Source organism: Gordonia bronchialis DSM 43247 (assembly GCF_000024785.1).
In the GTDB taxonomy this organism is placed as follows: Bacteria; Actinomycetota; Actinomycetes; order Mycobacteriales; family Mycobacteriaceae; genus Gordonia; species Gordonia bronchialis.
Genome location: NC_013441.1, coordinates 1,060,233 through 1,072,531, shown reverse-complemented (window position 1 = coordinate 1,072,531; position 12,299 = coordinate 1,060,233). Strand labels below are relative to the sequence as shown.

12 protein-coding genes are annotated in these 12,299 nt (G+C 67.9%); 1 reads left to right on the top strand and 11 read right to left on the bottom strand.

What is annotated here, in order from left to right:
- Positions 1-43: 43 nt before the first annotated feature.
- The 9 genes from GBRO_RS04965 to GBRO_RS04930 form a co-directional block, all read right to left on the bottom strand.
- The gene (locus GBRO_RS04965; RefSeq protein WP_012832896.1) at positions 44-1,225 is read right to left on the bottom strand and encodes a lysophospholipid acyltransferase family protein; all 1,182 of its coding nucleotides are present in this window, start codon (positions 1,223-1,225) and stop codon (positions 44-46) included.
- Positions 1,226-1,469: 244 nt separating this feature from the next.
- A complete protein-coding gene (locus tag GBRO_RS04960) occupies positions 1,470-2,522 on the bottom strand; it encodes an NAD-dependent epimerase/dehydratase family protein (RefSeq protein WP_012832895.1) in 1,053 nt (350 codons plus the stop codon).
- Positions 2,523-2,706: 184 nt separating this feature from the next.
- Positions 2,707-2,808: a 30S ribosomal protein bS22 gene (locus tag GBRO_RS25100; RefSeq protein ID WP_003402602.1), complete on the bottom strand. Its 102-nt coding sequence runs from the start codon at positions 2,806-2,808 to the stop codon at positions 2,707-2,709.
- A 214-nt stretch (positions 2,809-3,022) separates the two neighbouring features.
- Entirely contained in the window at positions 3,023-3,271 is a 249-nt protein-coding gene (locus GBRO_RS04955; protein ID WP_012832894.1) for a helix-turn-helix domain-containing protein, read from the bottom strand.
- Positions 3,272-3,484: 213 nt separating this feature from the next.
- The gene (gene proC, locus GBRO_RS04950; RefSeq protein ID WP_012832893.1) at positions 3,485-4,330 is read right to left on the bottom strand and encodes a pyrroline-5-carboxylate reductase; all 846 of its coding nucleotides are present in this window, start codon (positions 4,328-4,330) and stop codon (positions 3,485-3,487) included.
- Between the two features lie 68 nt (positions 4,331-4,398).
- A complete protein-coding gene (locus tag GBRO_RS04945; RefSeq protein ID WP_012832892.1) occupies positions 4,399-5,334 on the bottom strand; it encodes a thioesterase family protein in 936 nt (311 codons plus the stop codon).
- Positions 5,335-5,360: 26 nt separating this feature from the next.
- Positions 5,361-6,248: a sugar phosphate isomerase/epimerase family protein gene (locus tag GBRO_RS04940; protein WP_012832891.1), complete on the bottom strand. Its 888-nt coding sequence runs from the start codon at positions 6,246-6,248 to the stop codon at positions 5,361-5,363.
- Between the two features lie 46 nt (positions 6,249-6,294).
- On the bottom strand, positions 6,295-7,584 hold the full coding sequence (locus tag GBRO_RS04935) for a hypothetical protein (protein WP_012832890.1): 1,290 nt from the start codon (positions 7,582-7,584) through the stop codon (positions 6,295-6,297).
- Between the two features lie 504 nt (positions 7,585-8,088).
- A complete protein-coding gene (locus GBRO_RS04930; protein ID WP_012832889.1) occupies positions 8,089-9,063 on the bottom strand; it encodes a Ppx/GppA phosphatase family protein in 975 nt (324 codons plus the stop codon).
- A gap of 135 nt (positions 9,064-9,198) precedes the next feature.
- Here GBRO_RS04930 and GBRO_RS04925 point away from each other — a divergent pair, with 135 nt between their 5' ends.
- The gene (locus GBRO_RS04925; protein WP_012832888.1) at positions 9,199-10,029 is read left to right on the top strand and encodes a hypothetical protein; all 831 of its coding nucleotides are present in this window, start codon (positions 9,199-9,201) and stop codon (positions 10,027-10,029) included.
- Positions 10,030-10,054: 25 nt separating this feature from the next.
- Here GBRO_RS04925 and GBRO_RS04920 read toward each other — a convergent pair whose 3' ends face one another.
- Together GBRO_RS04920 and GBRO_RS04915 are read right to left on the bottom strand one after the other, a co-directional pair.
- Complete coding sequence (locus GBRO_RS04920) at positions 10,055-10,741, bottom strand: response regulator transcription factor (RefSeq protein WP_012832887.1); 687 nt, start codon at positions 10,739-10,741, stop codon at positions 10,055-10,057.
- Positions 10,742-12,193, bottom strand: coding sequence for a sensor histidine kinase (locus tag GBRO_RS04915; protein WP_012832886.1), 1,452 nt, complete (start codon positions 12,191-12,193; stop codon positions 10,742-10,744). It lies immediately after the preceding gene.
- Positions 12,194-12,299 lie beyond the last annotated feature (106 nt).

The window sequence follows — 12,299 nt, the reverse complement described above, 5'->3', positions numbered from 1 at the left end:
CCGTGCTGCCGGATACCGCAGATTGGACGAGTTGGCGCGCTCGTCAGCCGAGGTAGACGCTTCCCCGCCGGCTCAGCATCCGGAACAGCGTCTGCTGGATCTCCTCGCGGACGTGATCGGTGAGGTCGAAGACCACCATCGGGTCATCGGCCGACGATTCGTCGTAACCGCCGGTCTCGATGGGCCGGCCGAAGTGGATGTGCCACTTCGACGGCAACGGCACCATGCCGAGCGGCCCGAGCCACGGAAAGAGCGGAGTGACCGGGAAGTACGGCAGCCCGAGGATCTTGGCGAGAGGCTTGAGATCGGCGAGCATCGGGTATATCTCCTCGGAACCCACGATGGACACCGGGATGATCGGCGCGGCATTCTTCAGCGCCGTCGTGACGAATCCGCCGCGGCCGAAGCGCTGCAGCTTGTAGCGGTCCTTGTACAGCTTGCCGATGCCTTTGAAACCCTCCGGCCACACAGCGGTGAGTTCACCGGCGCACAACAGCCGATCGGCGTCGTTGGTGCAGGCCACGGTGGCGCCGATCCGTCGGGCCACCTCGCTGACGCCGGGCGACTCGAAGGCCATGTCGGCGGCGAGCAGACGCAGGTAACGCCCCGTGGGGTGATTGTCGCGCACGGCGAGCGAGGTCATGATCGCGTCGATCGGAATGGCGCCGGCGTGATTGGCCACCAGGAGGGCCCCACCCTCGCGGGGCAGGTTCTCGATGCCGCTCACCTCGACGCGGAACCACTTCTCGTAGACCTGACGGATCGCGGGAAACCAGACGGCCTCGGTGAAGTGCGGGTCGAAGCCGAACTCGTCGACGTCGTACTCGCCGGCCATCCGTTCCCGGATGAAGCCGGCCGTGGCGGTCAGCGAGTCAGCGACCGCGCCGCGCAGACCACCGAGACTGAACAGCGGCGACGACTTCGACGGCCCGCGGTGTTCGATGCCGAGCGCCTCGTCGGACAGGGCGATCTCGTCACTGATCGGCGTCACCACGGCGGGCGGCCGGCCGAAACCGTCGGTGTTCGGATGCCCCGAATCTGCTTGTGCCCGAACTGATCTGGATGCCGCAGGAGCACCGGCCTGCTGGCTCGGATGCCGCCGGCGACCCTGGTCGGACGAACCGCGTCGAGCACCGGCCCCGTCCGGGCCACCGGGTGTGGCGTAGAGCTGGATGACCTTGGCCGTGCGGGCGTCGGTCGCACCACCACCACCCAAGATGCTCACCCCGTCCCTGTCTCGTCTGATGCAGTCACTGGTTTCGTTCCGACCCACCGAATACAACGCCGTTCGCCGGTGCCGGGTTCCGGCGCGGATCCGGCCATGCGGTACGACGTTGTGTTCAGCTTCTTCAGTGAGACGATTGACCCATCGTAACCATGTGTGACGTAGGTCTGGCGTCCAAGTGTAAGGGTTGCAAGAACGTTGCGCATCCCGACATCAGTAGCCCCTACCAGCGTCAACTCACACTTCACTGGAGTTGATGTGCGGCTGCGATCACCCGGCGCTCGAGACTGCGCCACGCGTCCGCCGAGACCACCGGGGTGACTCCCCCTCGCTCGAGGAAATCGTCGAGCGTCTCCAGGGTGTTGTAGCGCGGGACGAAGCCGAGTTCGGTGCGCATCCGGGTGGTGTCGAGCACGCGACCGTAGGTCAGGAACTCGGTCTGCGAGCTCCGCAGACGGGCCGACCGCAGGTCCTGAAAGACACCGGTGATGGGCGCGAGAAGCCCACTGGGAACAGGCAATTCGACATGCCCCGCGCGTCGGATGGCCTGCGTCAGGGTGACCACACCGTCGCCGGAGATGTTGAACGTCCCGGCCTTGCCGGCCAGCGTCACGTGCTCCATCGCGGCGAGCGCGTCCTCCTCGTGCAGGAACTGCAGCCGCGGCTGGTAACCGATCACCGTCGGCACCACCGGCAGCGACAGGTAGGAACTCATCCGGGTGTTGATCCGCGGACCGAGCATCGCCTGCAGTCGCACGATCGTGATGTCGATGTCCTGACGCCGCCGCCCGAGCCCGCGAACATAACCCTCGACGTCAAGTAGATCGCGACCATAGCCGCGTGTGGGCTCCCGGCGGGCGGGGGTTTCCTCGGCGAAGTGCGACGGATCGCGACCGCTCGCACCGTAGACCATGGCCGTCGATCGCAGCACCAGACGCTTCACCGACGGCGTGCGCTGGCAGGCCGCACACACCTGCATGGCGCCGACGACGTTGAACTCCTTGATCGCCGCCGAATGTGGCGCGGTCTCCATGATCGACGTCGCCGCGTGCACCACGGTATCCACGTCGTAGCTGGCGAGTGCCTTGGCGATGGCGGGACGCCGGATGTCGAGGCGCAGGAACTCGGCGCGGCCCATCCGGCGGAGCAGATCCTTGCGGGGTACCCGGGAGTCGACCGCGAGAATCCGCTCGATCTCGGGATTGGCGGCCAGGCGGGCCACCAGATAGCCGCCCAGGAACGTCGACGCCCCGGTGACCAGGACGGTTCGCGGGGGCTGCTGGGTGTGCTCGGGCATACCTCAGGCTAACGGCCGCACCGGACAACTCGCGCGCCGAGCCTCCCGTCGATCGTGCTGCCGAACACGTTCACCGTGCGTCGACTCACGACCGGCGCGCCGAACCGCGCCCGGTCAACGGGATCCGACGCACGGTCAACGCAGGAGGGACCCGCCGTGGCGGGTCCCTCGTGTCGTCGTAAGACTATTTACCGAGTTTGCGACGCTGCACCCGGGTCCTGCGCAGCAGCTTGCGGTGCTTCTTCTTCGACATGCGCTTGCGGCGCTTCTTGATCACTGAACCCATCGGGGTGCTTCCTCACGATTGATGCTGTTGTTCTGCTCGATCCTGGTCATCAGCCAACTCGCGCGGCGTGTCCAGGTACCAGCGATCTAGCCTACCGGGCTGCGCCGGTGAGAAGAAATTCGCCCCTCGCCTCGACGCCCCCAGACAGCTCGACTCCCGCAGGGACGTCGCCGCCCGCGGGAGTCGGTCGCCGTGGTCGGACAGACCCAGTTCTCTAGCCGGCGTCGAAGTACGACGTCTCGAGGTAGTCGTGTACGGCTTTGGCGTGCACTCGGAAGGACCGGCCCACGCGCACCGCGGGCAGCTCTCCGTTGTGAACAAGACGGTAGACGGTCATCTTCGAAACGCGCATCAACGATGCGACCTCGGCGACGGTGAGGAACTGCGACCCCGATGCCGCATTGCCCACGGGGCCGTTGCCGACTGCGTTGTTCCTGTCACCAGGAGTGTCTGCAGGTGCCATGAATCACTCATACCTCCGGTGCACGCGTCGCGGCCGCCGGCTTCCCCTCCGGCGGACATCAGACACGCACGTGCTTAGAGGAGCTTAGCGTGGCAGATGTGAAAAAAGCGACGTGAGTTGCCAGTAAATCTGGCTTTGATTCCGGATCGACACAACATCCTGGGGTTTAGCGGGTCGTCGACCACAATTCTTGCCGGTCCCGGGACACGCCGATCAGCCGTTGGTCGGGCCCGAACCCTCGACTTCGACTCGACGTGCACCCCGCGCGCTCGCCTCCGCGCAGGCGCGGGCGGCCTCGTACACCGTGTGTCGCAGGCCGCCGGCCTCGAACTCGCGGATGGCCGCGGCGGTCGTCCCGCCGGGTGAGGTCACCGCGGCCCGCAGGTCCACCGGCGAGATCCCGGCGTCGCTGAGCATGATCCCCGCGCCACGAATCGTCTGGATGGCCATCTCCGACGCCTGCGCGCGGGTGAGTCCGAGAGCGACGCCGGCGTCGATCATCGACTCGGTCAGCAGGAAGACGTACGCGGGACCCGACCCGGAGATCGCGGTGACCGCATCCATCTGCTTCTCCGGCACCACCGCCACCCGGCCGACGGTCTTGAGCAACTCGACGACGGACTCGAGCTGTTCGGCCGCCACGTAGCGGCCCGCCGAGACCGCCGACATCGCCTCGTTGACCAGCATCGGCGTGTTCGGCATCACCCGGATGACCGGCGAGCCGGCCTGCAGTGCGTTCTCGTAGCGGGCCAGTGGCAGACCCGCGACCAGCGTGACGGTGACCCGCTCGGTCTCGGCGTTGTCCTGGGCTGCGGCGAGTTCACGCAACACGCCGTCGACATCGTCGGGTTTGATGGCCAGGAACACGTACTGCGCGCTTTCGGCGGCGTTGCGGACGTCGGTTACCAGGACCCCGTACTCGTCGGCGATCTCGGCGGCGCGCGCAGGCGAATGCTCGGCGACGACGAGGTTCTTGGTCGGTGTTCCCGAGGCGATGAGGCCGGCGAGCAACGCTTCCCCGATCTTGCCGCCGCCGATGATGGCGATGCGTTCGGTCACTCCTGGCCGCCTTCCTGATCTGCTGATCAATTGTCGATGTGATTCGGGGATCTCGGCCCCGCGCGAGGTCACTTCTGGGGGATGAGTGCGAGCTGACGCGACTGCGCGACGATCGTCCCGGTCGAGTCCACCACGAGATGATCCTCCTCGAACATGCCGGGTCCCACCTCGAGGCTCGTCGCGGCGAACCGCAGCCAGCCCGGCGCCGGGCGGCGACGGATGTAGGTGGTGAGCTGGACGGTCGGCGCCCAGCCGTGCAGACCGAGGTTGGCGACGACGGGCAGCGAGATGTCGCAGGCCAGCACCGCGAAGTCGGTGTCGGGGTCGGCTCCCTTGGGTTTCACCCAGCCGCGGACCAGCGGTTCGCCGGTCTCCCCGCGCAACCCCGGCAGGCTCGCCGCGTCGAGGACGAGGTCGAGCGCCGGACTCAGATGGTTGATCTGCGCGATCGGCGAATCGTCAAGAGCGAGACCCTCGGAGGTCGGCTCGGCGGGCACCCCGTCGAGAACCGACGCGGCGGTGTGATGGGACTCCCCGGTGTCCGGGCGGACCATCGTGACCGACGACGCGACCCGCACCCGGCCATCCTGGATGGCGTCGACGCAGAGCACGGTCACCGTCCGGCCACGTTTGCGCAGGGTCACCTCGAGGTCGATCCGTGCGGCGTCGGGGGCGGCGAGGAAGTCGCTGGAGATGGCGACGGGGATCTGCTCGACATCCGCGTCCGGGCTCAGTGCGGTCAGCGCCAGCCGTGCGGCGTGCGCGACCACCATCTGCAGGCTCCCGCCGTGCACCTTGGGTCCGATGGTGAACACCGGGTCGACCTCGGCACGGTAGGTGATGGTCTGCTCGGCGGTGCGACCGATCTCGGTCAGCGCCAGCAGACGCGACAGAGCCGCGTTGCGCACCGGGCCTGCGGTCTCGACATCGTCGGTGACAGGGGCATCGGTGACAGTGATGTTGGGGGTCACGTCGTCGGTCGGGGTCGGCACGGTTGTTCCCATCTCGTCGTCGGCGACCCGCGGCGAGGTCAGGAGGTGACCCGCCCGCTGTGCAGTTCGCGTTTGAGGTGTCGCCGCGCAAAATCTAGCGAACGGGCCAGCAGTGCGCTGCGCTCGGGTTTGGTGCGGGCCGAGCCGGTGTGCACCTCCAGCACCACCGCGCCGGTGAAATCACTGGCCGCGAGCCGACGGCAGATCTCCGCACACGGCTGCGACCCGTCCCCGGGAATGAGGTGTTCGTCGGTGGCCGCACCGAGTCCATCGGCGAGGTGCAGATGATTGAGCCGGGACCCCATTCGCTCGAACATGGCCAGCGCATCCGCACCCGCGGTGGCCGTATGCGAGAGATCGAGGGTGTAGTGGGCGTACCCGTCATCGGTCGGGTCGACGGATTTCCCGAACGCCGACATCGCCACACCCGGTGTACCGCCCCGCCGGGTCAGACGGCGCACCGACCGGTCACCGGCACCGAAGAGCCGGTCGGCACGCATCGGGAACATGTTCTCCACGGCGATGGCCACGCCGCTGTCGGCCTCGAGTCCGGCGACGGTGTCGTCGAAGGCCGCGGTGTAGGCGCGTTGCCAGCGGAACGGCGGATGGACGACGACGGTCGGCGCGCCGAGATCCTCCGCCGCCTGCACCGATCGCGCCAGTTTCACCAGCGGGTCGCGGCCCCACACTCGTTGCGAGATCAGCAGGCAGGGCGCGTGGATCGAGAGCACCGGCATCTGATAGCGCTCGGAGAGGTACTCGACGTGGCGGATGTCCTGGCTGACCGATTCCCCCCACACCATGAGTTCGACGCCGTCGTACCCGAGTTCGGACGCGTAGGCAAAGGCCGCCTCGGTGTTCTGCGGATACACCGAGGCCGTCGACAGGCCGACGAGGATCTCGGGCCGGGGCAGGTGCGGGATCATCGCGCACCCACCGCGGCCGGTATGCAGGAGAGGACGGCCGAACCGGTCACCGGCTCGCCAGCAGGACCAGCGGTCCGATGGTCACCAGCAGACCGACACCGAGCGCCAGCAGCGTCGTCGGCAGATCTCTGGTCCGACGCACCAGATGCGCGAAGGTGACGATCCCGAAGATGACCACCACGGCCAGGACGAGCGCGAAGTACACGCTCCACTTCCACAGTTCGGTGAAACCCCAGAACAGTCCGATGCCGATCGCGAGACCCGCGACGATCTGCCCGATGACGATGAGCCACGCCTTCGTCGGCGACTGCTCAGCCGCATCGACGGGGTGATCGGCAACGGTGTCGTCGTCGACGGTGTCCTCGGCAACGGTGTCGTCGTCGACGGTGTCGTCGTCGAAGGTGTCTGCGGGCTCCTCGACGGCCGGATCAGCGGCACGCGCTGGTGGCACGGCAGCTCTGGCGACATCGGCTCGCGCCGTGTCGGAGTGATCTGCGGTGCCGGTGTTCGCGCGGTCGGCAGGGTCGGCGACCGCAACCACATCGAATTCGTCGCGGTTGAATTCCGTCCTGTCGAATTCCGCCCAGTCGTCGCCACGCTCGAGGCCGTCGTGCTCCTCGTCGCGTTCGGAGTCGGCCGGAGAGGTCACCGGTTCGGCGGGGGGTGCCCAGGCGCTGCGCTCGGTCGATGCAGGCGTCGACGACGTCTCGACGGTCGCGGGAGCGTCCGCCACCGGCCTCGCGGCCGTCGTCCCGGTCGCCGCCTGCGCCGCGGCCCGCCGGGCCGAACGATCGCTGACGGGTTCATCAGTAGTGGATTCGCTGGCGGTGGATTCGCTGGCGGCGGTGTCCTTCTTGCGACCGAACCATCGTCGCTTCTTCTTCGGCTCGGCCGGCTGGTCCTCGACGTCGGCGAAAGAGCGATAAGCCTCGAAGTCGTCCATCACCTCGGCGAAGCCGCCGGTGTCGCGCACCTTGACGTCATCGTCGGTAGCGGGAGCGGGTGACAGGTCGTAGGCGACCACGTCATCGGAGTCGACCACCACGAGGTCGTCGTCGGGACCGTCGACCACCGGGATGATGCCGGTGACCGCGTTCGCCGCGCGCTCGTCGATGCCGGCGTCATCGGCGGCCTGTCCCGGCTGCTGACGATCCGACCCACCGAGACGCTGGGCGACGGCGTCGGCGCTGAAATCCCGGGTCGACATGGGCGGGGCGCCGAAGCCGGGCATCCCGCTGGCCGAGCGCGCGCCCGACGGCCGGACGGGCCGGTCGCGATCGGGGTCGGTGCGGTCACGGTCGGTGACCGCGCGGTCGTCGGCACCTCGGCGCGCCACCGGATTCGTCGACCGCGGGAACGCACCACTCGCGGGCGCCGGAGCAGATCGATCCGGAGCAGATCGATCCGGGGCAGATCGAGCCGGAGCCGATCGAGCCGGGGCGGCCGGAGCAGATCGAGCCGGGGTGGCCGGAGCCGGGCGGGTCGGTTGCGACTGCGCGCGCGAGCCGGCCGGCGGCGTGGGGTCGTCGCCGACCCGAGGGATCTCGCCGGTGAGTTCGGACACCGACACCGTGCCCTCGCGGCCCACCCGCCGTCGTCCTCGGTCGCCCGAACGGCGGGTTGCCTCTGCAGAATCCGCCCCCTGAGACCGGGCGAGAAGTTCCGCCACCGAGATCGGCCGGGAATCGGGTCCCGATTCGTTCGCCATGCGTTGGCTCTCCGTCCTCGCGCGCCGCCGCCAGTCAGCCGGCGTCGACGCTCATCGCTCTACGTTCTTCTGTGTTGCCGGTGTCCGTCACCGGCCTGGTCGCGCTTCGGTGATGTGCACCGAATCCCTCCCCTAAACGCCCCGACCAGCATTTTCGGTTCCCATGGGTTCGGGGGTGTCGGCCGGCTCTGTATCGAGACGACGCAGGATGACCCCCTCCCGTAGCGCCCATGGACAGATTTCCAGTGTATCGACTTGCAGTGCCCGCATGGCCGCCTCGGCCACCAGCGCACCCCCGACGAGCTGTCCGGCACGGTCGGCGCTGACGCCTTCGAGCTCGGCGCGGTCGTCTCGGGTCATGCGCGAGATGAATGCGATGAGCTGGCGCAGACCGCTCGAGGTGAGTTGGCGTTTCACCCGTGGACCGGCGCTCGACGGCGCGGCACCGGTCAGCCGGGCCAGGCTTCGGAACGTCTTCGACGTGCCGACCGCGAGATCCGGCTGCCCGGGATCGAGGAGCTGTTTGGCGGGTACCCGGAGTTCGGCGTCGAGCCAGTCGCGCAGGACCCCGATCCGGCGACGGTCCGGCGGATCATCGGGCAGCCATTCACGGGTCAACCGCCCGGCCCCGAGCGGCAGGGACAGCGCCACATCCGGTTCCTCGTCGACGCCGTTGGACATCTCCAGCGAGCCACCGCCGATGTCGAGGGCCAGGACGCGTCCGGCGCTCCAGCCGTACCAGCGCCGGACGGCCAGCGAGGTCAGTCGCGCCTCGTCGTGGCCGGACAGCACCCGCACCTGCACTCCGGTCCGGCGGGCCACGTCAGCGAGTACGTCGTCGCAGTTGGTGGCGTCGCGTACCGCGGAGGTGGCAAACGCCATGATCTGCTGGCAGCCCGAACTGGTCGCGATGTGCATGAACTCATCGATCGAGTCGATGAGTTTGCCGGCGGCACGGTCGGACAGCCGTCCGTCGCCGTCGATCTGCTCGGCGAGGCGCAGAACCGCCTTGGTCGAACTCATCGGGGTCGGATGGCCGCCACGATGAGCGTCGACCACGAGCAGGTGAACAGTGTTGCTGCCCACATCGAGAACACCTAAGCGCACGATTACAAAATACGGCTTCACCGATCGCCATCGTCAGCAGGTCGGCAATCCCGCGTCCGTGGGCGTCCCGGGCGGCGCGCAGGCACCTTTCCCGGTTACCGTGGAACGGTGTCAGTCCACACGTCTGGGGCGCGCATGCGCCCGACCCCCGAGGTCGGTCTCGACTTCCCGCGCGAATGGTACGAATTCGCCGACCCCGCGAACCCCGAACACGTCATCAACGCCGACCTCACGTGGTTGCTGTCGTACTGGACGTGCGTCTTCGGAACCCCTGCGTGCCAGGGCATCATCGCCGGGCGGGAGACCGACGGCTGCTGTAGTCACGGCGCCTATCTGTCCGACAAGGACGACCGCAAACGCCTCGCCCACGGGGTGTCGCTGCTGACCGCCGACGACTGGCAGTACCACAAGAAGGGCTCCGGCAAGGATCCGCTCGGTCCGCGTGGGTATCTCGAGGAGGGCGACCTCGACGACGAGCCGGCCCTCAAGACCCGACTTCACAAGGGCGCCTGCATCTTTCTGAACCGTCCCGGTTTTGCCGGGGGTGTCGGCTGTGCGTTGCACTCGATGGCGTTACGCAAGGGCCTCGAACCGCTGACCGTCAAACCCGACGTGTGCTGGCAGCTGCCGGTCCGGCGCGAACAGGATTGGGTCGAACGCCCCGACGGCACACAGGTTCTCAAGACGACGATCACCGAGTTCGACCGCCGCGGCTGGGGTGAGGGTGGCCACGACCTGCAGTGGTACTGCTCGGGCTCCCCCGATGCCCACGTCGGTGCGACACAGGTCTGGGAGTCCTACGCACCCGAGCTGACCGAGCTGATCGGAAAACCCGCCTACGACGTCCTCGCCGCCGCCTGCCGACGCCGAAACGGGTTGGGACTCATCGCCGTCCACCCGGCCACCGCGGCCGCGACCACGCGACGCGACACCGACATCAAGTACGAGATCCAGCCGTCGGAGTGACCAGCCTGCGCGATGCCCGTCGACCTCAGGCCTCGAGCTTGTAACCCAATCCTCGAACGGTGATGAGGTGCTTCGGGTTTGCCGGGTCGGGCTCGATCTTGGACCGCAGCCGCTTGACGTGGACGTCGAGTGTCTTGGTGTCACCCACGTAGTCCGCGCCCCATACCCGGTCGATGAGCTGACCGCGGGTCAGTACCCGCCCGGCGTTGCGCAACAGGTACTCGAGTAGATCGAATTCCTTGAGCGGCAACGTGATCTGCTCCCCGTTGACGGCCACGATGTGGCGTTCGACGTCCATCCGGACCGGACCGGCCTCCAGGATGCCGATGTCGAGGTCCTCCTCGGCGAGGTCGCCGCCGCGCCGCAGTACCGCACGGATCCGGGCGATCAGCTCGCGGGCCGAATACGGTTTGGTGACATAGTCATCGGCCCCGAGTTCGAGGCCCACCACCTTGTCGATCTCGCTGTCACGCGCGGTCACCATGATGACCGGCACCGATGACCTGGTGCGCAGCGCTTTGCAGATCTCGGTACCGGACATGCCGGGCAGCATCAGGTCGAGGAGGACGATGTCGGGGCTGACGCGGTCGAATGTGGACAGCGCCTGGGCTCCGTCGTTGACGACACTCGCCTCGAAGCCTTCTTTACGCAGCAGGAAGGCCAGCGGATCCGCCAGCGATTCCTCGTCCTCGACAATCAGAACGTGGGTCACCTATCGATTTCCTTCGGTCGGTTGTTGTGGATCCGGTTCGTGGGAGGTGATCGTCACCGCGGCCGACTCCGGGTCGACCAGTCCGGGCGGGAGTTCGGCGGCGGCATGGGCGTCGGTGCCGTGGACCTCGTCGATCCAGGCGGCGTCGGAGAGGTCCTCGGGGATGCACAGTGTGAAGGTCGAGCCGGTGCCCGGCTTGCTCCACAGCTTGATCACTCCGCCGTGGTTGGCCGCGACGTGTTTGACGATGGCCAGACCCAGGCCGGTGCCGCCGGTCATCCGGGAGCGGGCCTGATCGACGCGGAAAAACCGTTCGAAGACGCGCTGCTGATCGTCGGGGGCGATGCCGATACCGCGGTCGGTGACCGCGATGGCCACCATCGGGCGTCCGTCGACGCGGGTGACGCGCCGGCTGATCGACACCGTGGTGGCCGCGGGTGAGTACGAGATCGCGTTGGCGATCAGGTTGTTGAGTGCGGTCAGCAGCAGGGTGCGATCTCCGCGGACGGTCACGCCGATGGGGTCGTCGGCGCGCATCGCGATCGCGGCCGCCTCGGCGGCGATGGTGGCCGACTCGATGGCGTCGTCGATGAGAGCATCCACGTCCACCGAGGTGAACTCGGCGGTCTCCCCGCCCTGCAGCCGCGACAGCGCAATCAGCTCGGACACCATGTTGCCCATCCGGGCGCTCTCGGCGACCACGCGCCGACCGAAATGCTGTACCGAATCGGCGTCGTCGGCCGATTCCAGCATCGCCTCGGCGAGCAGGCCGATCGCCCCGACCGGCGTCTTCAGTTCGTGGGACACGTTGGCGACGAAGTCGCGCCGGGTTGCCTCCACCCGCATGTGCTCGGTGTCGTCCTGGCCGTAGACGACGGCGTACCGCTCCCCCTGATGTGCGACGAGGCGGGCGAGGCAGCGGACCGATTCCACGGCCGGTTTGCGGGTGCGCCCGGTGGAGACGAACCCCAGCGACGAGGCCGGCGGGCTGAACTCGAAGCGCCGCTGTTCCTCGGTGTCGAGGACATCCTTGGCGGCCTCCCAGACGGCGTCGGCGAGCAGCTGATCGCGCACCATGCCCAGGTCGACGGCGCGGTGGCTGTACAAGACGACGTCGCGAAACTCGTCGACCACCGCGACCGCGGTTTCGGTGTTGCTGACGATGAGACTGAGCAGCCCGGCTCGGGTCATCCGGCCGTCGTCGGTGGTGGCGCGGACATCGGAGATCCGCAGTTCGGCGGAGTCGGGAACCGCACGCGGAGCGTCGGCACGTTCGAAGACGAGTTCTTTGGTCCGAGCGGTCGTCGAGGTCGTGGCATCGGAGTCCTGCGTCGAGGACACCGCCACCGCGGGCCGACGACCAGGGAATCGGGGGGCCACCACCAGGCGACCCACCACGATGCCGACGACGAGAGCGATCACGATCGCCGCGGCAACGAATGCAACGAACACAAGCGCAGCTTACGGCCCGACAAACGTCGAGCGCACATCCTCCGGGCTTGTTCGGCAGCTGTTCACGCGGAATTCGCCCATAATGCCGCGCTCGCCGACCGCACCC